General features: G+C 38.8%; 18 protein-coding genes. 8 read left to right on the top strand and 10 right to left on the bottom strand.

Annotation, left to right across the window (positions count from 1 at the left end; genetic code table 11):
• A partial coding sequence (locus tag H0W62_14850; GenBank protein ID MBA3649797.1) for a transposase occupies positions 1–271 on the bottom strand: 271 nt, incomplete at its 3' end.
• A 212-nt stretch (positions 272–483) separates the two neighbouring features.
• Here H0W62_14850 and H0W62_14855 point away from each other — a divergent pair.
• Positions 484–2,076 carry a T9SS type A sorting domain-containing protein gene (locus H0W62_14855; protein ID MBA3649798.1) on the top strand — a complete coding sequence of 531 codons (1,593 nt, stop codon included), beginning with the start codon at positions 484–486 and terminating at the stop codon, positions 2,074–2,076.
• Between the two features lie 196 nt (positions 2,077–2,272).
• Here H0W62_14855 and H0W62_14860 read toward each other — a convergent pair whose 3' ends face one another.
• The 3 genes from H0W62_14860 to H0W62_14870 all read right to left on the bottom strand — a co-directional run bounded on the left by H0W62_14860 (position 2,273) and on the right by H0W62_14870 (position 4,656).
• A complete protein-coding gene (locus tag H0W62_14860) occupies positions 2,273–2,512 on the bottom strand; it encodes a helix-turn-helix transcriptional regulator (GenBank protein ID MBA3649799.1) in 240 nt (79 codons plus the stop codon).
• 461 nt (positions 2,513–2,973) lie between these two features.
• Positions 2,974–3,120: a hypothetical protein gene (locus H0W62_14865; GenBank protein ID MBA3649800.1), complete on the bottom strand. Its 147-nt coding sequence runs from the start codon at positions 3,118–3,120 to the stop codon at positions 2,974–2,976.
• Positions 3,121–3,153: 33 nt separating this feature from the next.
• Positions 3,154–4,656, bottom strand: coding sequence for a cysteine--tRNA ligase (locus tag H0W62_14870; protein ID MBA3649801.1), 1,503 nt, complete (start codon positions 4,654–4,656; stop codon positions 3,154–3,156).
• A 147-nt stretch (positions 4,657–4,803) separates the two neighbouring features.
• Here H0W62_14870 and H0W62_14875 point away from each other — a divergent pair, with 147 nt between their 5' ends.
• From H0W62_14875 to H0W62_14885, 3 genes are all read left to right on the top strand, one after another.
• Positions 4,804–6,477: a DNA polymerase/3'-5' exonuclease PolX gene (locus H0W62_14875; GenBank protein ID MBA3649802.1), complete on the top strand. Its 1,674-nt coding sequence runs from the start codon at positions 4,804–4,806 to the stop codon at positions 6,475–6,477.
• Between the two features lie 107 nt (positions 6,478–6,584).
• Complete coding sequence (locus H0W62_14880) at positions 6,585–7,100, top strand: hypothetical protein (protein ID MBA3649803.1); 516 nt, start codon at positions 6,585–6,587, stop codon at positions 7,098–7,100.
• A 55-nt stretch (positions 7,101–7,155) separates the two neighbouring features.
• The gene (locus H0W62_14885; protein MBA3649804.1) at positions 7,156–8,430 is read left to right on the top strand and encodes a serine hydroxymethyltransferase; all 1,275 of its coding nucleotides are present in this window, start codon (positions 7,156–7,158) and stop codon (positions 8,428–8,430) included.
• A 70-nt stretch (positions 8,431–8,500) separates the two neighbouring features.
• On the opposite strand, the gene H0W62_14890 is transcribed toward H0W62_14885, so the two are convergent.
• The 3 genes from H0W62_14890 to H0W62_14900 all read right to left on the bottom strand — a co-directional run bounded on the left by H0W62_14890 (position 8,501) and on the right by H0W62_14900 (position 10,880).
• Positions 8,501–8,920, bottom strand: a complete 420-nt coding sequence (locus tag H0W62_14890; protein ID MBA3649805.1) for a RidA family protein — start codon at positions 8,918–8,920, stop codon at positions 8,501–8,503.
• 118 nt (positions 8,921–9,038) lie between these two features.
• A complete protein-coding gene (locus tag H0W62_14895; protein ID MBA3649806.1) occupies positions 9,039–9,413 on the bottom strand; it encodes a rhodanese-like domain-containing protein in 375 nt (124 codons plus the stop codon).
• A 24-nt stretch (positions 9,414–9,437) separates the two neighbouring features.
• Positions 9,438–10,880 carry an aldehyde dehydrogenase gene (locus H0W62_14900; protein MBA3649807.1) on the bottom strand — a complete coding sequence of 481 codons (1,443 nt, stop codon included), beginning with the start codon at positions 10,878–10,880 and terminating at the stop codon, positions 9,438–9,440.
• Between the two features lie 92 nt (positions 10,881–10,972).
• On the opposite strand from H0W62_14900, the gene H0W62_14905 reads away from it, so the two are divergent.
• On the top strand, positions 10,973–12,028 hold the full coding sequence (locus tag H0W62_14905) for a hypothetical protein (protein MBA3649808.1): 1,056 nt from the start codon (positions 10,973–10,975) through the stop codon (positions 12,026–12,028).
• Positions 12,029–12,041: 13 nt separating this feature from the next.
• Here the strand turns inward: H0W62_14905 and H0W62_14910 are convergent, their stop codons facing one another.
• Positions 12,042–12,827, bottom strand: a complete 786-nt coding sequence (locus tag H0W62_14910; protein MBA3649809.1) for an SDR family oxidoreductase — start codon at positions 12,825–12,827, stop codon at positions 12,042–12,044.
• 85 nt (positions 12,828–12,912) lie between these two features.
• Between H0W62_14910 and H0W62_14915 the strand changes: the two genes are divergently transcribed.
• Complete coding sequence (locus tag H0W62_14915) at positions 12,913–13,434, top strand: 3-hydroxyanthranilate 3,4-dioxygenase (protein MBA3649810.1); 522 nt, start codon at positions 12,913–12,915, stop codon at positions 13,432–13,434.
• A 40-nt stretch (positions 13,435–13,474) separates the two neighbouring features.
• Here H0W62_14915 and pbpC read toward each other — a convergent pair whose 3' ends face one another.
• Complete coding sequence (pbpC, locus tag H0W62_14920; GenBank protein MBA3649811.1) at positions 13,475–15,799, bottom strand: penicillin-binding protein 1C; 2,325 nt, start codon at positions 15,797–15,799, stop codon at positions 13,475–13,477.
• Positions 15,800–15,966: 167 nt separating this feature from the next.
• Between pbpC and H0W62_14925 the strand changes: the two genes are divergently transcribed.
• Together H0W62_14925 and H0W62_14930 are read left to right on the top strand one after the other, a co-directional pair.
• Positions 15,967–18,387 (top strand): carboxypeptidase-like regulatory domain-containing protein, encoded by a 2,421-nt coding sequence (locus H0W62_14925; GenBank protein ID MBA3649812.1) that lies wholly within the window; start codon positions 15,967–15,969, stop codon positions 18,385–18,387.
• A 48-nt stretch (positions 18,388–18,435) separates the two neighbouring features.
• Complete coding sequence (locus H0W62_14930; GenBank protein MBA3649813.1) at positions 18,436–18,552, top strand: hypothetical protein; 117 nt, start codon at positions 18,436–18,438, stop codon at positions 18,550–18,552.
• A gap of 231 nt (positions 18,553–18,783) precedes the next feature.
• On the opposite strand, the gene H0W62_14935 is transcribed toward H0W62_14930, so the two are convergent.
• On the bottom strand, positions 18,784–20,985 hold the full coding sequence (locus H0W62_14935) for a sulfatase-like hydrolase/transferase (protein MBA3649814.1): 2,202 nt from the start codon (positions 20,983–20,985) through the stop codon (positions 18,784–18,786).
• Between the last annotated feature and the right edge of the window lie 658 nt (positions 20,986–21,643).

Raw genomic sequence — 21,643 nt, forward strand, 5'->3', positions numbered from 1 at the left:
AGTTCCTATTTCTTTTTAAGTCTTCAATAATTATCTGTGCTGTAAATTTCATAAATCGCTGTTTAATTTTGGAAGGATCTGAAAACTCAGGAAAACTCCATATGATATGCATGTGATTTGGCATTATGACAAATGCATATATAGTCATCTGCTTATTTAAGACTAGATGGTTTAAGCTATTTACGATAATCATTTTGTAATGATCATCCCTGAGAACCATCTTCCACTCCAGATTTGTTGCAGTAAAGAAATAAAGCTTACCACCTTGCATTATAGTATTAAGATAAATGTTTTATAGAAGCCATCCACATAGTTGTTGGTCAGCCTTTACTATACCTTTGCGAAGACCAACAACGGCCAAAAAACAAATAGTAATATGAAAATATTTTTGCAATTGCCTTCATTCTTGAAATCAGGGTTATATCATGTTTGTATCGTGAAAAATAATACTGTTTTTTCCAAACCGCTTTTAATTCTAAAATAATGAAACATAAAATCCCTTTTTACATAATTTTATTTTCATCTTTTTTCCAAAAAATTTCTGCACAACCTTGGCTACCCTTAGGCAATGGAGTAAACGGTTTTGTATATGCATTATGTGTAGATTCTCAATCAAATCTTTTATATGTTGGTGGTGATTTTGTGCGCGTTGGTGATAACTTGCCCGTCGAAAACCTGGCGGTATGGGACGGCAATGCATGGCTTACAACGGCGGAACTACCTCACCAGGTGAATGACCTTCAGTATTACCATGGGAAAATGTATGCAGCGCTAGACGATGGCTTAGTTGGGTATATCCAAGATAGCCGGTTCGTAATTGTAGGATCTTTTAGTGGTACTGTCAATACGCTTGGTGTTTGGAAAGATACCTTATATGCAGGAGGTTATTTTATAACTTCTTATAACGAAAATGAGGATGTAACAGTTAATCACATTGCTAGGTTTGACAGTATTTTTGAATGGCATGCATTGGGCAATGGTATAAACGTAGGGTCTAATGTTAAAAGTTTGTATGAATATAAAGGGGATTTAATTGCAGGTGGAGCCTTTGAAAAAGCAGGAGATACTATTCTAAATAATATAGGACGATGGGATGGTTATAATTGGCATTCAATGGGCAGCGGAGTTACCACTAGGGGAAAATATTATTTAGCTTATATTAATGCATTAGATACGTTTCAAAATAAATTAATTGTTGGCGGTGATTTTAAGCAGGTTGATGAAATAGAAGTGCACAGCCTGGCAACATGGTCAGGTAAAAAGTGGGACACTCTTGCCCAAACCCGAACAGATGTGGTCAATGTTCTTTACAGTGCCAATGAAGTTTTATATGTTTCAGGAGATTTGAAACAACCTATAATGGTTTGGAATGGAATAAAGTGGGACAATCTTAATTTCGGACGTTCTGGAGCAATTTATAGTAACGCTTTCTATTTAAATAATCTATATGTTGGTGGATTGTTCCCTGGATTGAATGATAGTTTAAATAATATTGCTTATCTTGATTATTCTACAAACCAGAATTTATGCACAGCTCCATATGCAGGTCAGGTCAGTGACATTACTTCTTCCGCCGCAACGCTCACGTGGCTAGATTCATCAACCATACCTACCTCTTACCGTATTTATTACAAAGTAAAAAATACTACTGGCTGGCAGAAGGTGCATGCCAAAACAAAAAATAAGGCACTTAAAGGATTACTGACAAATACAACTTATTCTTGGATGGTGGGAACGAAATGCGATACTTCTCATTCCGGGTTTTCGCAACGCTATGAATTCACCACTCTTACCGAAAAAAAATCGCTATCAGAAGATTATTCTCAATTTAATTTCTCCATATTCCCCAATCCAGGTAACGGACAAATTAATATAGTAGTTATTTCAGACAACAGTAGTCCCCTTATTCTTAAGATATATGATATGGCAGGCCGAGTTGTTTACTCTGATGGTTGGATAAATGGAGGCTCAAATGATAAACTACTGGATCTTTCAACACTCCAGCCGGGCATTTATTCTATGCAACTGCTCTGCAATAACCAGGAAGCAATTCGGAAGATGGTTCTGATAAAATAGATATTCATAATTTCCCATGATTTGAAAACTCAAAGTTTTCATTAATAGTCTCTTTTCTTTATAGAGGAATCTTATTGCAAGCATATGAGCTACCGCCATTTAAGATAATCGACTAGCAAGATGGCAGTCTTAAGATTGGTTTAGTACAGCTGCTCTAATAGTGAAATGATTAAAGACAGATTATAATGTTGATCTTCTAGTTATTGATATTTTCTCTTTTCATATCCACATACGCCGTGGATAGTAATCCATCATAGAGTTCATGTGGATATACGTTATACAGTTTACAGAGCTTAAATAAGTTTAACAAGTGTGGGTACGTCAGTCCTCGTTCCCACTTAGAGATTCTGTCCGTACTCGAAAACCCTAATTTTGTAGCGACATCAAGCTGTCTCAATCCTTGGTGTTTGCGATATTCACGTAATTTATTAGGCATTAATTATTTCGTTTAGGAATAAATCTTTGGCTATGGTGAAGCATACCTTGGTATAGTAATTATCGGAGGAGGGATAATATGCCAGAAGTGAGGAAATCGGTAGCTTTATTCTCAGGTTCGATGTTGTTCATGATCTTCCAAAGCTTCACCATATCCTCACTTACTTTCTGCCAAAAATCTTTTGGAGCGGAATTGACAGTAGTATCTAATTTTCCTTTATTTGATGGGCTATTTCGGAAAATTTGTTATTTGTGCATTGTTCGAACGAAGATGTATGAAGCCCGCCTTACGCGACAAATTAGTCAAAAAAAAAGGATTTACGTTGTAAATACTACATATTTCGGTAGTTCGAAAATTTTTCCATCGAATAACCACCCCTTGTGGAAATAGTAAAAGTCTTGCAACAGATATGGAGTTGGATAAACGATTTCAAAAATCTTTATCATAATTTTTTACACTTTCTAATGCGGATGCTGATTATGAGCGCTATCCTCTCTTTTCGGCTTATTTAAATCAGCATTATGCATCAGGAGCCAGACAGCACCTCCAACCCAAACGAGCAATGCGCCATCCAAAACAAGATTCATAGGTTCAAGTAAAAAGACCATGGTTATAATTGTTAAGTAGAAAATAATAAAATATTAGGAGGAAGGAATAGTTTGCCAGGTAGTTCCTTCATTTCCATCCTTAAGCTGTATACCTATTTTGACGAGCCGGTCCCGGATTGCATCAGAAGTAAAGAAGTCTCTTTTTTCTCTTGCTTCCTTTCTCATAGTTATCAGCAGCTCTATAACATCTTTCGTTTTATCATTTAATTCGTTTTCAGATTCATTTTTAAATCCAAAAATATCGCTCACAAAATCATCAAATGTTTTCTTTACCAATGCACAGGTCTCTCTTTTTATAGTTGAAATTTTCAATTGGCCATTTTGCCATGAAAAAATTTTAGATGTTAATTCAAATAAAGAAGCAAGCGACATAGCAGTATTAAAGTCATCGTTCATGTTTACCGTGCATGCATCACAAAGCTGCACCAGGTTGTTATCTTCCTCCTGGTCAAAATCGTGCATATTTTCATCATAGATAAGATTAGTGATTGCAGAATGAGCAGCCATAAGCCGCTGCAACCCTTTCTCAGCCGCTTTTAGAGCCTCATTTGAAAAATCCACAGTACTGCGGTAATGAGTTTGTAAAATAAAAAAACGCACCGTCATGGGCGAATATGCCTGTTCAAGGAGGGGATGATTGCCACTGAATAATTGAGAAATGGTAATGGTATTATTGAGCGACTTGCTCATCTTCTGACCATTAATGGTGATCATGTTGTTATGCATCCAATATCGGACAGGAGCTTTTCCGGTTACCACCTTTGTCTGGGCTATTTCACTTTCGTGATGGGGGAACATTAGATCCATACCGCCTCCATGGATATCAAAGGGTGTCCCAAGATATTTAGTTGCCATGGCTGAACATTCGATGTGCCAGCCGGGGAAACCTTCGCCCCAGGGGGATTTCCAGCGCATAATATGTTCCGGCGGGGAATTTTTCCAGAGAGCAAAATCAGCCGGATTGTGCTTTTCATTTTGGCCCTCCAGCTCGCGGCTTCCTGCAATCATATCTTCTATTTTTCTTCCGCTTAATCTTCCATAATCAAACTCCTGGGCATATTTCTTAACATCAAAATATACCGAGCCATTTACCACATAAGCAAATCCTTTTGCAAGGATTTCCTCAATCATGTTGATTTGTTCTATGATGTGTCCTGTTGCAGTAGGTTCAATATTAGGTCGCGAAACATTAAGGCGATCCATGGCATCATGAAAAAGATTGGTGTATTTGTTCACCAGTTCCATAGGCTCCAGTTGCTCCAGCTTTGCCTTGTTCATCACTTTGTCTTCCGATTCACGGTCTTCTTCTTCAAAATGACCGGCATCAGTAATATTGCGCACATACCTTACCTGGTAGCCCTGATATTTTAGCCACCTGTATACAATATCAAATACAATCTGTGCACGCACATGCCCAAGATGTGATTCACCACTTACTGTTGGTCCGCATACATACATACCCACATGGGGCGGTGTAAGGGGTGCAAAAACTTCCTTCTCGCGCGTTAATGTATTATAGATACGAAGAGGATTCATTCAGATTGGTCAAATTGGTTGCGAATATAAAACTCTAATTCCTGGATAATAAAAAATATATCTGAACGGATGAGAGAAAATAGTACGATTAAGCTCAATTTTAAAATGAAAAAAAATTAAAGATTATTTTATTTCATTGCAACAGATATGCCAAGCAACCGGGAGATCTCTTCTATTCTTAAAACATTATCTGAACTCATGGAGTTGCATGGCAAAACCAGCTTCAAAACAAAATCATATGCGTCCGCTGCTTTCCAAATAGGGCGTTTGGATGATGAAGTAGAAAACCTTGCCCGGCCACAGCTTGAAAAGATTATTAATAAATCCATAATTCCTAAGATTATGGAGCTTAAAGAAACGGGCACTCTTGAAATGCTTGAAGAGCTCATAGAGCTTACACCTCCGGGCATTTTTGAAATGATGCGTATTAAAGGGTTGGGGGGTAAAAAGCTTGGCTTAATCTGGAAAAAGGCAGGCATTGAAAACCTCGAAGCGTTACTCGAGGCTTGTAAAAATAATGAGCTTGCGCAGCTTAACGGTTTTGGAGAAAAAACACAGCAGAATATCCTTAAATCCATTGAATACTATAATGCTAATACGAATAAATTTCACCTGGCAACTGTAGCGAGAGATGGAGAAAAAATTGTGGAATCGCTGAAACGGGTTTTTAAAAGTGACCAGGTGAGCCTGTGCGGTGAGCTGCGGCGACAATGCAATGTAGTTTCCGGAATTGAAATTTTGTGTACACTTCCTTCTAAAAAGGTTATAGCAAAAAAATCAGAGTTGCCTCATCTGATCATTAAATCTTCTTCAGCGAATGAAATAAAAGGACACACTATTAATGAGATTCCGTTTACAATATATGTCACGTCAGAGGAAGAATATTTTTATACCCTGTTTAAAATGACAGGAAATGAAGAACATGTAAATAAGATAATAAGCAGAGTAAAAGACAGCTATTCTGTATATGAATCGGAAGAACAGATTTATAAAGCTGCTGAAGTTTCGTATGTACTTCCGGAAATGCGTGAGAACCTTGCAGAATGGGATTTCATCAAAAAAGAAAAAGCAAATAACCTGGTTACAGATGGAGACATTCTTGGCGTGGTTCACAACCATACTACCTGGAGTGATGGTATAGACACACTAAAAAATTTTGCAGACGCCTGCATTAGGAAAGGCTTTCAATATGCAGTTATTTCGGATCATTCAAAAAATGCACACTATGCGGGAGGGCTTACTGAGGAACAGATTATAAGGCAACAGGAAGAAATTGATGCTTTAAATAAAAAAATTGCGCCTTTTAAAATCTTTAAAAGCATTGAATGTGATATTTTAATAGATGGTAACCTCGATTACAATAATGATTTTCTCAAACGCTTCGACCTCGTAATTATATCCGTACATCAGTCCTTAAAAATGGATGAAGAAAAAGCAACAAAGCGCTTATTAAGAGCTATTGAAAATCCATATACTACCATCCTCGGTCACATGACCGGCAGAAAATTATTGGTACGAAGTGGCTTTCCCGTTGATTACAAAAAAATAATTGATGCCTGTGCTGCGAATAATGTGATTATTGAAATTAATGCCAATCCTTACCGGCTTGATATGGATTATTCTCATATTCCCTATGCGCTTAAAAAAGGCGTAATGATCTCTGTAAATCCCGATGCACACAGCATTGGTGAAATTGATAATATTCACTGGGGCATTACTTCAGCACGTAAAGGAGGATTGACCAAAGACATGACATGGAATGCGATGACCTTGAAAGAAATCGAAAAATGGCTTAAAAATCGCAGGCGTAGACAGACTTAGGAAGTTAAATTCGATGGTATCTCACTACATTCATTATTTAGCTTTTAATGCTGAGTTAATTGTGGTTTCTTTTTGTATATCATTCACCCGGTGAGAATTTGTTTTATATGCGCTGGATTACCCCTCTATCATTTGCTGCTTCGGTCCTTTGCTTTTTTATGCCTTTTATTAAGGCAGGATGCACTGATCGTGAATTAGGAAAATTATCAGGTATTGAGCTTATAACAGAACTTAAGAGTACCACAGATAAAACTTTTCCTCCTTCAAATAATGAAAATATTGCAGGCGGCACCATTCATGTAATCGAAAGAAATTATTTTGCCCTGGTTGCTATAATGCTTGCTATCGGCGGATTCATTTTATTTTTTTTATTGAAGGAGCAGAAAGATATGTTGCTCAGCATTATTGGACTGGCTGGTTTAATGTGCTTACTGTTAATGAGAATTCAAATGGATAATTCAAGTTCAAAATTCTTTAGCGGGATGAACTGTGCAATCATGCTGAACTATACGTATGGATACTGGTTCACAACTATACTGTTTGCTTCAATAGGAACCATCCATATGAATGCCTTTATTCAGTCTCAAAAGGTGACAGACGAAATCTTGACTGATCAATCATAAAATTGATCTCCTTTCCATCATTTTCCTTTTTACATTTGACTTTTGACCATTTACTATGGAAAGAGACGATTTACTTTTTAATCTTATCGGCAAGGAACTGGAGCGGCAACGTCACGGCATAGAGCTGATTGCTTCAGAAAATTTTGTAAGCCTGCAGGTGATGGAAGCAATGGGCAGTTGCCTTACAAATAAATATGCTGAAGGATATCCTGGCAGAAGATACTATGGCGGCTGCGAAGTAGTGGATGAGGTAGAGCAGCTTGCCATCGACCGTGTAAAGAAACTATTTGGCGCTTCTTATGCTAATGTGCAGCCGCATTCAGGAGCGCAGGCAAATGCATCCGTGTTTCTGGCGGTTCTGCGACCCGGAGATACCATCTTAGGGCTTGACCTTTCTCACGGCGGTCATCTGACTCATGGTTCACCGGTAAATTCATCGGGTAAATTATATCACCCGGTGTTTTATGGTGTTGAAAAAGAAACCGGTAGAATCAATATGGATCAGGTGGAGCGCGTCGCCATTCAGGAGCGGCCAAAGTTGATTATTTGTGGCGCTTCTGCTTATTCACGCGATTATAATTATGCACGTTTCCGTGAAATAGCAGATAAGGTTGACGCTCTGCTCATGTGCGATATGGCGCATCCTGCCGGTTTAATAGCTACAGGACTTCTGAATGATCCTCTTCCGCATTGTCATATTGTTACATCAACAACCCATAAAACATTACGCGGCCCCCGTGGAGGAATTATTTTAATGGGAAAAGATTTTGAAAATTCCTTTGGACTGAAAACTGCGAAAGGCGAGGTTAGAATGATGTCTTCGCTAATTGACAGCGCCGTATTTCCGGGGATTCAGGGCGGTCCTTTGGAGCATGTGATAGCTTCAAAGGCAGTGGGATTTGGCGAGGCACTAACCGGAGAGTACCGCGATTACTGCAGGCAGGTTCAGAAAAATGCGCAGGCACTTGCAAACGCTTTTACCAGTAAGGGATTTAATATTGTTTCAGGAGGAACGGATAATCATTTAATGCTTATCGATCTTCGTTCCAAAAATATTTCAGGAAAGAAAGCGGAAAATACATTGGTGAAAGCAGATATCACTCTGAACAAAAACATGGTTCCTTTTGATGATAAAACAGCATTTGTAACATCCGGAATCCGGGTAGGAACGCCAGCGATTACTACCCGGGGCATGAAGGAAATGCACATGATGCCTATTGTGGAATGGATTGACCGTATTGTACTTGATCCCGATAATGAAAAGCTGATCTTGGATACCCGGAAGGAGGTAAATGAGTTTATGCAACAGTTCCCGCTGTATGGCGAATAGTATAAACTCTGCCACATCCTTACATGAACATACTTGCCTGCCTGATCTGATTTAATGTTGGTTAACATTATTACCTGTCTATTGTTGCTATACATTTTAGCTCAATTGCAATAGGAGTAGGAAGAGATTTTATTTCAACAGTAGTACGGCAAGGCTGATTCTCTTCAAAATAGATTGCATACAGCTTATTGTAGATGTCAAAATCTTTTTTCATATCCGTAAGAAAAACAGTTACATCAAGAAGCTTGTTCCAATCACTTCCGGATTCCTCCAAAACAGTTTTTACATTTTTAAAAACAGAGTGGCATTGCGCCTCCATATCGTACTTTAATAAGTTTCCGTTTTCATCATATACATTTCCAGGAATATGGTCAGTGGTGGCATCTCTTGGTCCAATACCGGAAAGAAATAATAAATTTCCTGATCGGCGGGAATGCGGGTATAAGCCAACAGGTTTCGGAGCTTTACCGGTAGTAAATTTATCTTCCATCAGTTGCACTTCATTTTTAAGATCAATTAAGCCGATTGTTTGCGCAGAATTTACAACTTCAGGATACTGTACTTACCCATAATACCGGATGTAGGCTTTGTAACTTTTGTTGTTTCTATTACTCGGTTTTTCCCTCCCAATGGTTAAATCCATATTTCAGGTTATAAACCTTTTGAAAGCCTTCCTGCATCATAACTTTTGCCGCTTTTGCGGAGCGGCCGTGTGACGCACAATAAACCACATAGGTTTTATTTTTATCACAGGAAGCCAGCTGTTCCTTAAAGTTTTCATCGTACATATTCAACAATTTGGCATGCAGAATATGCCCTTGCTGGTATTCATCCGGTGTACGGACGTCCAATATAATAACATTGGTGTCGTTCAATTCTTTTGAGAGTTCCTCTTCAGAAATCATATGAACATCAGCAGATTTGCTGACACATGCAGCACAAAAAACAGAAACTAAAAATAGGAGCGTAAAAAACTGACTCATCGGGTTAGGTACGGGCAAACAAAATTAAAGTTTCAGGCAGATATTTTTAGCTTCCGTAAAAAAGCGCATGGCTTCATTACCTCCCTCGCGACCGGCTCCGGAGTTTTTCATTCCTCCGAATGGAGTCCGTAAATCGCGCAGCAGCCAGCAGTTTATCCAGATAATTCCACTCTGGACCATGGCACTTACCCTGTGCGCACAAGCCAAATTTTCCGTCCAGATAGAAGCTGCCAAACCGTATTCTGTACTGTTAGCAAGGTTGATTGCCTCCTGTTCGGTTTCGAAAGGAATTAATGTTACCACGGGTCCAAATATCTCCTCCTGGTTTGTCCTGCAGTTCCAGGGCAATCCTTCAATAACAGTAGGTTCAATAAACCAACCTTCTCCGCATCTCCCTGAAATATGTTTGGTGTTTCCTCCGGTTAAAATATTTCCGCCTTCTTCTTTGGCAAGCTGGATGTGATAATTGATCTTATCAAAGTGTTGCCTGGAAACAATGGCGCCCATTTGAGTATCATTTTCAAGGGGATCACCGATTTTTAAATTTTCAGTTTCAGTGATAAAAGCAGATTTAAATTTTTCGTAGATCGGTTTTTCAATAATAATTCTCGACCCGCACAAACAAATTTCACCCTGGTTACTGAATGAGGAGGTGATGGTGGTTTTTAACATCTTATCAAAATCGCAATCTGCAAAAATGATAGTTGGATTTTTTCCTCCCAATTCAAGAGAAAGCTTTTTAAACATTGGGGCAGCTATAGCAGCAATCTCTTTTCCTGCGCGTGTGCTGCCGGTAAATGAGATGGCTTTTATGTCCGGATGTTTCACTATAGCGGCTCCGCATTTCTGGCCTTGTCCATAAATAATATTTAGAACACCAGGGGGTAATCCTGCTTGTATACAAATTTTCGAAAGCTCATAAGCACTCATCGGGGTTATTTCACTTGGCTTGGCAATTACACAATTGCCGGCAGCCAGAGCAGGAGCAATTTTCCATGTAAATAAATACAGCGGAAGATTCCAGGGTGAAATACATCCGGCTATTCCTATAGGCTGCCGAAGTGTATAATTGATTGCGCTGCTTTCCATAGCGTGTGACTCACTATGAAACTGCAAAGCAGCTGTGGCAAAAAACCGAAAATTGGAAGATGCCCTTGGAATGTCAAGCGTGGCGGCGAGCTTTTTTGGCTTGCCGTTATCAATGCTTTCAATCTCCGAAAGCTGATCCAGGTTTTTATCGATCAGGTCGGCGATGTTCAATAAAATTTTACACCGTTTCTCCGCAGGAGTATTCGCCCATTCTTCAAATGCATATCTTGCCGCCTCCACAGCAAGTTCTACATCACGTTCATCCGAATCAGGAACTTGTGAATACACCTTGCTTGTAGATGGATCATAATTATCGAGATAATCTTTTTTTGCAGGATCAATGAGCTTTCCACCAATGTAATTTTGTATGAAAATCATGTAGATTTCTATTCAATGCGGAACAAAGGTAACGGCAAATTGATGATGGAAGAAAGTGTATTTTTAGATGCAATAAAATAACAGACTCTTCAATGGCTTCAGACCTTTCGGTAGATAATGAAATAAAAAGATTGACTGAAAAAAAAATTCCCTTAGGCTATAAGAGATTCGTAACCCATCTTTCACAGATTCAAAACAATCTTAAGCAGGCAGGTGCCACCAATACTGTTGCCATAACGTTTTATAATCTGGGTTCCCGGCAAACCCTTTTTTACCTGGAAGGATTAGCGCGGATCTATCGGCGTATTCACAATCCGAAACGCTTTAAACGGCTTCGGAATGATTTTAAAGAAATTGAAGATCAGCTTGGAAGGGTTGATTTTTATGACGGCTGGGTAAAAGAATTTTCCGTACAGAAAGATTTTCCTGCTGTGTTGCTTGAAAATTTTAAAGAGCACATGAATTCGGAGGTAAAGATCCTGGGAGAATTGATGGTAGAAAAAAAGTGGGCAGGAACTAATCCCGGGGTCATCACTGAAATACTTTCTGAGCTCGATAGTGCAGACTGGCTGACACCTGAAAAAGACAGTAATCAAATAGCGGGCATGATGAATGATGAATTGCTGGAATTTGATCGTGATTACAATGAAGGCACTCTCGACTTTCACGATATTGAAAATGGCTTGCATAAATTCAGGAGGGATGTCCGCTGGTTCAGCATTTACGCACAGGCACTTAACGGGTTGGTACAGTTGAAGGAAGTATCTGTGCCAAATCAAAAACTTACCGCTTACTTAACTCCGGAAGTTTTAAACTCCCCATATAATAAGTTACCGCCTCTGAAAGAGGACGTATCTCCTATATATATCGAAGCACCTAATTTCTACGCTTTGAGCTGGTTAATAAATGAGCTCGGTGTATTAAAAGATGATGGCCTGAGAATCCACACCTTAAAAGCAGCGGCAGAAGAAACCAAATTCAGTAACGATCTGACGTTTGAATCCCTTCTTAAACAACTTCCCGTTAAGAGTAAATGCACCATAGACGAAATTGTAAGAAAAGCTGAAATTATAACGGATAAATTTATTAAGGAAGATAGTTTACTAAAATTGATTGGAAGGGATATCAGAAACTCTGTTCCATCATGATAATCAATTATAACTACAGGCTTCCGGTTCTTCCGCCATCTACAGGGATGTTAATGCCCGTGATATAACCCGCCTGCGGAGAAGCAAGAAAAGCAGCTGCTGCCGCTATTTCGGAAGGTTCTGCAAACCGGTGCATGGGAACCTCAGCTCTCATTTCTTTTTCAATATCTTCTATGCTGCGACCGGTCTTTTGCGCTTTATTATTAATTATTTCTGTCAGTCGTTCGGTATTCGTTGATCCCGGTAAAATATTGTTAACTGTAATACCATAAGGCGCTAATTCTCCGGCTAAAGTCTTTGACCAATTTGCAACGGCGCCCCGTATGGTATTGGAAACACCTAAGCCGCGGATTGGAATTTTTACAGAAGTGGAAATAATATTTATTATTCTTCCATAACCGGATTTTTTCATTCCCGGCACCAATGCACTTGCAAGGATATGATTGCAGATCAGGTGAGTCTTAAATGCAGTTTCAAAGTGCTCAGGGCTTGCGTCGGCGATATTGCCGGCGGGCGGGCCTCCTGTATTATTTATAAGAATCTGATAGGTGGTGTCTTTCAGCTGGTGATAAATAATTTCTTTTAGTTCTTCAGGTTGAGAAAAATCAGCAATAATAAAATCATGCTGCTGGTTTTGGCTTGTATCGAGCTCCTTGATAACCGCAAGCAAGGTCTCTTCATTACGTGCGGTTAATGTAATGTTCGCGCCGGCCTGAGCAAGGGCAATAGCAATCGCTTTTCCAATTCCCTTACTGCTTCCGCAAACCAATGCCCCTTTTCCTGTCAGATCAAAGTCCATAGGTTTACATAAATTTTATGCAGTAAACAGTGACCATTTATTTTTTAAATTTACACGAATATCAGCAACTAATAACTTCTTCCACATGATCACCAGGCCTTTTTCCTTTAAAAAATGGATTGATGAAAACCGGCATTTGTTAAAACCTCCTGTAGGAAATCAACAGGTGTATAAAGGCAACAACGATTTTATTGTAATGGTGGTGGGTGGCCCGAATTCACGTAAAGATTACCATTATAATGAGACCGAAGAATTCTATTATCAGCTGGAAGGTGATGTAGTTGTTAAAATTGTAGAAGACGGAAAGTTCGTTGATATTCCTATCAAAGAAGGAGAGATATTTTTGCTGCCTCCTCTTACTCCTCATTCGCCAAGACGCGGACCGGATACCATAGGATTGGTAATGGAAGTTTACCGCCCTGATGCTAAGGATGGCTTTCAATGGTACTGTGAAAATTGCGGCAACCTTTTATATGAAGACAGAGTAAATGTAAATGACATAGTAAAGGACTTGCCAGTAGTAATGGATAAATTTTATTCGTCAACTGACCTGCGTACCTGCAAGCAATGCGGCCATATAATGGAACCACCAAAGCAGACTGCCTGATATAGGTTGTAACTGCGGGTGACTTTTTGTTTTGAGATTTTTATTGCAGAAGCGATATCCTGATATTAACATCACTGTTTCTTCCCTTATCATCCGTGCAGGACACTTTTACACTTCCGGATTCAGGTGTAAAAAAAATCTTATCGCCTGCTGCTGCAGATTTATAAAATTGATTATTGATATACCAGTAAACCTTTTGAACTTCGTTATCAGCATTGCATGAAAGCATCAGTTGCTGATTTTCATTTTTTTCCAAAACATATTCGGTACCATCGGATGGTGAAGTAATTACAGGAGGATTATCAATAAGTAAATGATTGCAATCAGGATTGTGAGGTGGTATTCTGCCGTAGGGAATATTTTCTGATTCATAAAAAGAAACCAGTGTGGCAGGAAGATCAGCGAAGAATTTTGTTTTATAACCTGCTTGCGGCAAGCAATTTCTACAGTATGAAATTCTTTCATCAGGGGATACAAAAACTTCCTTGAGATGGTTACAAGTTTTCATACTTGAAATTCCCTGGATATAATAGTCCATTACCTGGTTGATGCAAAAATCATTTGGAACGAGGCCCGTTTCAGAACAGACAAGCCGAAAGTCAACACCCGGCGGCATTACCCACCAGTCATTTTTTGCATTGTAGTCAATCCCGTTAAAAATGTCGAAGAGTAAGGGTGTCGCCAAATCAGCACCTGTTAATTCAGGCACTCCGGTCCCATTAAAATTCCCGACCCAAACACCAATTGTATAATCCATATTATAACCAATGCTCCACGCATCGCGTCTGCCATATGATGTGCCTGTTTTCCATGCTATGCGGGGAAGATGGGTACTGCTTTCATAATTGTTTGGAAGGTCAGGACGCATATGTCGGGTAAGAATTTCAGTGATCATATAGACGGCACCAGGGGTAAGAATTCGAACCGTATCTGATAAAATGTGCTCTTTTACCCACTGAGGCTTTAATAATAATCCTTCGGAAGCAAAACAGGAGTAAAGGGTTGTTAATTCTTCCAGTGTTACACCACAGCCTCCAAGGATGGCAGAAAGTCCAAATTGATCTTCATGGTTTAAAAAATTACGAAATCCTGCTTTTTCCAGATCATGAATGAAACTGGAAACACCGAACTCATTCAACAGCTTTACTGCCGGCACATTTAATGAGTTAGCAAGTGCAAACTCAGCGGTAACAGTTCCATGAAACTGCTCATCAAAATTCCGGGGCATATAACCGTTAAAATTTACCGGAACATCTGTAATGGTAGCCTTTGGAGTGATCAATCCCTTTTCGAATGCGAGTGAATAGAGATACGGTTTAAGAGTACTTCCGGGAGAGCGAATAGCACGAACGCCATCTACCTGGCCATTATCAGCCTGATTAAAAAAGTCTGAAGAGCCGACGTACGCTTCAACAGAATGATTGTGGTTGTTAATCACCAATGCAGCACAATTAGTAATATTCATATGATGAATCCGGCGGATGTAATTAAAAGCAAGGTTCTCCACCTTTTCCTGCTTCATACGATCAATACAGGAATGGATGGTTGATTGTGCGGGGTAAGATGAAACGAGACGACGGGAAATATGCGGAGCGAAATGTGGAACAGGATGTCGCTTTGCATCCAGAGGTTCAAGAAGTGCATCTTCAATATCCTGTTTTGGAAAAATATTGGAGGCCTCCAGCTTCATCAGAAATTTATTCCTTTCCGTGATTATTTTATCGTTATCAGTGCCTAATACTAACGAAGAGGGCCGGTTCGGGATAATAGTGAGGATTATGGTCTGAGCCAGTGAAAGATAATCCGGTGTGTGCTGAAAAAAAATAACTGCTGCAGATTTAACTCCTTCGATATTACTTCCATAGGGAATCAGGTTAACATACAACTGCAGAATCTCATTCTTGCTATAATATAACTCCAGCTGAAAAGCCCGGAAGATTTCAATAAACTTATTTGTATACGTTCGTTCCTTTGGCTCCAGCATTCTTGTTACCTGCATGGTTATAGTGGAGGCTCCGGACTGTTTCTTACCTGAAATAAGGTTTTCTATTAAGGCCCGGATAATTGCAATGGGATTAATACCCGGATGATAATAAAAATATTTATCCTCTTTAAATATTAACGCCTTTTTCAGCGAAGGAGTAATTTCATTTAATTCTGTATTTAACCGCCATTTATCATCAGCGCTAAGAAATGCATGAAGTACGGTTCCATCGCTTGCAGTAATTTCCTGGCTGTAATTAATGTGAATATTCAGTGGAAATAAAATATTGAGGACGAAGAAGGTAGCTATGGCTGTTCCAAACGTAAATAAGGTTATTGTAAGCCTATTTTTTTTGGTAAATTGACTGAAATAAAATTTCATTAAGCCGGGAATTTATCTGCAATATTCTACATTAATCACCTTTAGCATAAGCTATTGTTCACAGTTCAATTTAAGTAAACTTTAAAAATGAAGGTTCACAAGTGTCTGATCTTTTGGTTATATATTTGCTCTTCCGGATTGTATAATTAGTCCTCGTTCAGGTATCCTTGAAAAAAATCCTTTTTATATTATTTTTTGCATTACCGCATTTTCTTTTAGCTCAGATCACTGCTCTTAAAGGGGTAGTTGTCGACTCGTTAACCTTACAACCATTACCATATGTAACTATTATTATTAATGGAATTAATACCCAGGGAGCCAGTTCTGATTCTGCAGGAAATTTTTATTTAAAGTCTCAAAATCCCATTACTTCGCTTACCTGCAGCTTTGTTGGTTTTACCACTAAACATATCACTTTTAAGCCTGGCGAAAAACCATCTTTTTTTACCATTCGAATGGCCGCACAGGAGTCGGAGCTGGATAACGTAGTAATTGTGGCAGGGGAAAATCCTGCAAACAGAATTATCAGGACAGCGGTTAATAACCGCTTTGAAAATAATTATGCCAACCTCAATTCATATACGTATCATGCCTATGAGAAATTTACATTTTCGGGAATTCCAACATCGGAGGCAGACGACCCGCTTAAAATAAAGCTGTTTCATTACCTGGATGAGCACCATATTCTTATTATGGAATCGGTAGTAGACCGCTATTATCTTGCTCCTGCCTTATCAAAGGAAAAAGTTGAAGCGCAGAAGGTATCGGGCTTGCAGAACCCTAATTTCACGCTGCTCACCTCTCAGCTGCAAACCACCAATTTTTATGATCCTTTTATCGAGATTGCTACCACTAAATTTGTTAACCCAATCAGTCCGAATAGCTGGGACCGCTATTTCTTTAATATAGTGGATACTTCTTATTCCGGCCAAGACACCGTCTATACGCTTACCTATATTCCTGCAAAGGGGAAAAATTTTGAAGCCTTAAAAGGAAAGATTGAAATCAATAGTGACGGATATGCTATTCAGCACGTTGTAGCCCAGCCTGCCGATACGGTGTTTACAACCATGTACGCCAAAATGGAGCAGTTCTATGCTAAATCGGATGAGGTGCATTGGTTTCCTACCCAGCTAACGACGCAGCTGTGGTTTAAAAAATTCATCATTAACGGGTTGATGGTAATGATGGATGGAAAAACTTTCATAACCAATCCTAAGGCGAACCCTCCCATAACAAAAAAAGATTTTGATGGAGTAGGCGTCGAAATAAAAACGGATGCGGCGACCAAATCCAATGATTACTGGACACAAAACCGCATGGATACCCTGACACGAAAAGAGCTCAATACCTATTCCAAGCTGGATAGTCTTGGCAGGAAAAATAATTTCGACAGAAAGGTAGATTTTGTCACTGCCTTATCGGATGGAAATTATCGCTTAAAAAATGTAAGCATTCAGATCTACAATGTGATTAAGGTAAACGGCCCTGAAGGCCTTCGCTTAGGTCTTGGTCTTGAAACTAACAGTGATCTTTCTCATAAGTTTGTTCTGGGTGGCTTTGGCGGTTATGGATTGAATGATGAAAGGTGGAAATATGGTGGATTTTTGGACCTTAAATTATTTCCTCCTAAAAATGTGAAGCTCAGCTTTTTTTATTCTAAAAATTATGAAGAGACAGGCGGTACACGATTTTTCCAGGGCTCGTACTGGGGTAATAATGAAAACTACCGCAACTACACGATCTCCAGCTTCGACTACGTGACCCGCGAGCAGGTATCCTTTACATCACGTATCCGGAAATACCTGAACATGCAGCTGACTGCTTTTGCAGCCCACAAACAAATTCTGAGTGATTACCGGTTTATCGATAATACAAGCAGTGAACCGGTTCAAAGAGATCATTTTGATTTTTCAGGAATGCAGGCTGCGTTCCGGTTTTCGTACAAAGAGCGCATTGTGCAATCACTCGATCGTTATTACTGGATCAATCAGGGGTATCCGGTAATATGGTTCCAGGCAACGCAGGGTTTTAAAGGGTTTTTAAATGGAGATTTCGATTACACTAAGCTAGAATCCAAGTTTGAATATACGTTTCCCACCAGGTCACTTGGCCTGACTTCTATAGCATTGGTGGGTGGCTGGGTAAATAATCCTTTGCCTGCAACTGACCTCTTTACCGGCATATCGAGCTACGAGCCTATTGGCTTATATGCGGGAAACAGTTTTCAAACCATGCGCTCCAACGAATTCCTTGATAGCAAATATGTGGGAGTCTTCCTTCAGCAGGACTTTCAGAAGAACATCATTCGCTGGGGGAAATTCCAGCCCAATCTCGTGTTGATGACCAATATTGGTTGGGGCACATTGCAGCATCCGGAATTGCAGGTAAATGCCACCACTAAATCTATGAACCAGGGGTATTTTGAATCTGGTTTTTTGCTGAATAATTTACTGGCAAAAAAATTCTTCGGTGTTGCGCGCCTGGGCGTTGGCGCCGGAGCATTTTACAGATATGGGCCGTATGCTTTTTCCAATCCTTTAAGCAACCTCGCTGTAAAGGCTACCTGGAATTATAGCTTTAAATAACATGTAGAATAATATCATTTTTTATTTGATATCAAAAATCTTATAAAAATGAATGCCTTAGTCTTTGGTACAACCTATAACGCTTTGACAATAGTCAACCTAAAAAAAGTATTAATTACACTGCCACCATTTGAAGAACAGGCAAAAAAAGTTGCTGAAATTTAAAGCGATTCACCGTGCAAGAGGATTAAAAGAAAAACTACAGGTGAAATCAAAGTTGTAATAAATAAAATTTGAGGTAAGTGAAATTTGAAGAATATTTTCTTTATATCGAAAAATGCCCAAAGCAATGTTGCGCGAAAGTCTACTTTAATTCAATCTATCCTAAAACAGGTGCAAACGTGTTGTAGTTGATCTTCACTAGCAAGTTTGACTACCGGCCGGATCTATTTTTGTTTACTGCACCACAAACATCTTATGATAGGTATGCGATCCATTCTGAACAACGACACAATAATTTCCAGCAGCCAAGCTTTCGGTAGAAATTTGTTTTACAAACTCACCAGACAAATCGGTTATTTCATTATATAAGAGCTTTCCTGCCATATTTGTGATGCTAATAGAATTGATATTTTTTTCGGAAGACATAAAATGAATAGTGAAATGGTGATGAGAGGGGTTGGGAAATATATTTAACATAATGAGAGGATCCTTAAGTTGATTAATCATGCGGTGTTGAAGGTTGGACAGGCTGCAGGTGTAAAGAGTATCATAGGAGTAATCCTGATAATAGTTTCTCCAGAAATTCAGCTTATCCCGGTATAATGCAACTAAATCAGCAAACTGTGGGTTCAATACCTCATTATTGTTTTCATGCTCATCTTTCAAATTAAAAAATTCTTCAGTTGTATCGTTGCAGTAATATTGCACATATTTACAGCTTAGAGATCGTACAGCCCGCATATCAGGCACGCATTCCTCATGATTCCATTCATACATAAATTCAATGCGGCTTATTTTATCTTTTAACATTTTCAGCAAAGAAATTCCCTGCATACCAAAGGTGTCACGTATTGCCGCGAAATCCAGGATGGTGGGAGCAATGTCAATGTTCATTGCAATTTGATTTTTTACCACTGTTCCCGATTTAATCGTTTTCGGATATCGCATAAATAAAGGGACGTGAATGGATTCTTCGTAAGCCAATTTCTTCTCATAAAGATGATGTTCACCAAACAGATAGCCATTATCGCTCATGAAAATAATAAGGGTACTGTCCATTATACCCATGTTTTCTAATTCATTCCATATCCTGCCAAGATTTACTTCCACACCCTGAAGGGCCTCAAAGTAACTGCGGTAATCCTGAACGATTGTAGTGGAATCTGGCGAATTGCTGCAATCATACAGAAATCCAGGATAATTTTTATCGTATAGTTCGTAGTTTCGTGGAAAGGGCATGGTGTCATTATCAAAAAGGCCCTCATCTTCAGGGCGTGGTGTATAGGGACTGTGAGGTGCTTTGTATGCAAGCCATAAAAAAAAGGGCTTTCCGCCCGGCACTTTATGGAAAAACGCTATAGCACTATCCGTTAGCACATCGGATTGATGTCCATACAAAATATTTTCATTTCCATTTATGTCATACTTTGAATCAATATATTTTGGTCTGTGATTCTCCATCCAGAAATCATAACCAGGCTGTGGGTATTTTGAAATATGGTATTTACCAATTAGTCCCGTAAAATAATTGTTTTGATGAAGGATCTGAGGAAGTGTGATTAAGGTAATAGTATCTGAGGCATTTTCGGGTGGATTACTTTTTACCCCGTGTATATGAGGATATGTTCCCGTAACAATGGAACCACGGCTCGGAGCGCATTGTGACTGCGCTACGTAAGTTAACTTAAAATTAGCACCTTCATCGGCAATGCGTGACATGTTAGTATCAGCAAAAAAATCAGGTCCCCCAGTAGCGGTGTAGGTGTCATAGCGGGCGTCATCGATGATCACTAAAAGCACATTCTTATTGGAAACAGGATACTCTTTATCGATAGTAGTAAAATTGAATAGTGAGCTGAAATCGGAATTATTGTTGTCTCCACATTCAGATTTTATTTTTACCTCATAGGCGGTAGCAGGGTTAAGATTCATAAAAGTATAAGGCGAACTTTTTAAATGATTTATCACGATCCATTTGGCATTGTTACTTTTTCGGTATTGAAGTTTAAAAGACTGCTCGCAGGATGCTGACCAAAAGATAATAGCCGAAGTGGAGGTGATAGCAGAGGCACCAAGATTAAAAGGAGTGGAGCAGGAAGGGGTATTCAATGTCATCTCGCTGGTGTATAAGCCTTCTTTTCCGTTGGAACATATTGCTGCCACCTTAACCTTATATGTGGTGGAAGGTTGAAGGCCCGTAACTACATAGGACGACACATCACCAATATTAACAAGAGTAATCCAGTCAGAAGCGTTGATTTCCCTGTATTTTACATTGTAGCTATAGGCGTCTTCTACAAATTGCCATGTTATGCCGAACTGACAGCTTTCTACCTTTTGAGATTTGAATTTGGCAGGAGCAGGCAGGGTACATGAGGCATATGTAAAGAATCCAAAAGCAAACAAGTATATATTTAATATAAATAATTTCTTCATAAGTTAGAGATTAAAATGAAAACTCAACAGCTTGTGTCTTTTATAGGTTTTGAAAATATTTTTATGGATTTTGAAATCAAGAAATATTTATTTGCTATAATATCTTTTTTTGGTTAAATCAACCTGTTTACAATAAGGTTGTTCTGCCATGATGTTCTTAGGTTAGAGTTCATCAATTATAGCGAAGGATCTGGCCGATACTTCTGCTTACCGGCAGAATGTAAACTTAGAATTAATATTTATGATGAATGTTAAAAATTATTATCCGTTTCTCATAAACATGCTATTGTAGTCTAATTACAAACGAAGGTGATAAATCAAACACAAATTAAAAGCACTCTTATTGATGGAAAACACTTAAGAAATTGAAACGAGAGCACAATATTCCGCAACTTTTAATCTTATTTTGTTTACTCATGCCTATTATTTAATTTTTGGTAATGGGTTTATTAATCCTTTGCTAAGACGGAACGTAATACCAATGTTTTAAATATGATTTTGCTTTTTAAATATGATTACTGGGTTGCTTTTTAGGGTGTTCCTGAAAATGATTTTGCCTTAGGGATGGGAATAGATTTTTATTGTCTTCGAGTGTCATTTTTTCTTTTTTATTCTATCATCATCGTTGTAATTGTTTTATACAGCTTCTTTTTTTGAT

The sequence above is a fragment of the Chitinophagales bacterium genome (assembly GCA_013816805.1).
GTDB lineage: Bacteria > Bacteroidota > Bacteroidia > Chitinophagales > UBA10324 > MGR-bin340.

Bases quoted from the DNA above. Each gene is read 5' to 3' on its own strand.
- H0W62_14915 (MBA3649810.1), top strand. From the start codon at position 12,913: ATGATCACCAGGCCTTTTTCCTTTAAAAAATGGATTGATGAAAACCGG.
- H0W62_14870 (MBA3649801.1), bottom strand. From the start codon at position 4,656: ATGAATCCTCTTCGTATCTATAATACATTAACGCGCGAGAAGGAAGTT.
- H0W62_14910 (MBA3649809.1), bottom strand. From the start codon at position 12,827: ATGGACTTTGATCTGACAGGAAAAGGGGCATTGGTTTGCGGAAGCAGT.
- H0W62_14900 (MBA3649807.1), bottom strand. From the start codon at position 10,880: ATGATTTTCATACAAAATTACATTGGTGGAAAGCTCATTGATCCTGCA.
- H0W62_14935 (MBA3649814.1), bottom strand. From the start codon at position 20,985: ATGAAGAAATTATTTATATTAAATATATACTTGTTTGCTTTTGGATTC.
- H0W62_14890 (MBA3649805.1), bottom strand. From the start codon at position 8,920: ATGGAAGATAAATTTACTACCGGTAAAGCTCCGAAACCTGTTGGCTTA.
- H0W62_14885 (MBA3649804.1), top strand. From the start codon at position 7,156: ATGGAAAGAGACGATTTACTTTTTAATCTTATCGGCAAGGAACTGGAG.
- H0W62_14905 (MBA3649808.1), top strand. From the start codon at position 10,973: ATGGCTTCAGACCTTTCGGTAGATAATGAAATAAAAAGATTGACTGAA.
- H0W62_14930 (MBA3649813.1), top strand. From the start codon at position 18,436: ATGAATGCCTTAGTCTTTGGTACAACCTATAACGCTTTGACAATAGTC.
- pbpC (MBA3649811.1), bottom strand. From the start codon at position 15,799: ATGAAATTTTATTTCAGTCAATTTACCAAAAAAAATAGGCTTACAATA.
- H0W62_14880 (MBA3649803.1), top strand. From the start codon at position 6,585: ATGCGCTGGATTACCCCTCTATCATTTGCTGCTTCGGTCCTTTGCTTT.
- H0W62_14860 (MBA3649799.1), bottom strand. From the start codon at position 2,512: ATGCCTAATAAATTACGTGAATATCGCAAACACCAAGGATTGAGACAG.
- H0W62_14865 (MBA3649800.1), bottom strand. From the start codon at position 3,120: ATGGTCTTTTTACTTGAACCTATGAATCTTGTTTTGGATGGCGCATTG.
- H0W62_14875 (MBA3649802.1), top strand. From the start codon at position 4,804: ATGCCAAGCAACCGGGAGATCTCTTCTATTCTTAAAACATTATCTGAA.
- H0W62_14895 (MBA3649806.1), bottom strand. From the start codon at position 9,413: ATGAGTCAGTTTTTTACGCTCCTATTTTTAGTTTCTGTTTTTTGTGCT.
- H0W62_14855 (MBA3649798.1), top strand. From the start codon at position 484: ATGAAACATAAAATCCCTTTTTACATAATTTTATTTTCATCTTTTTTC.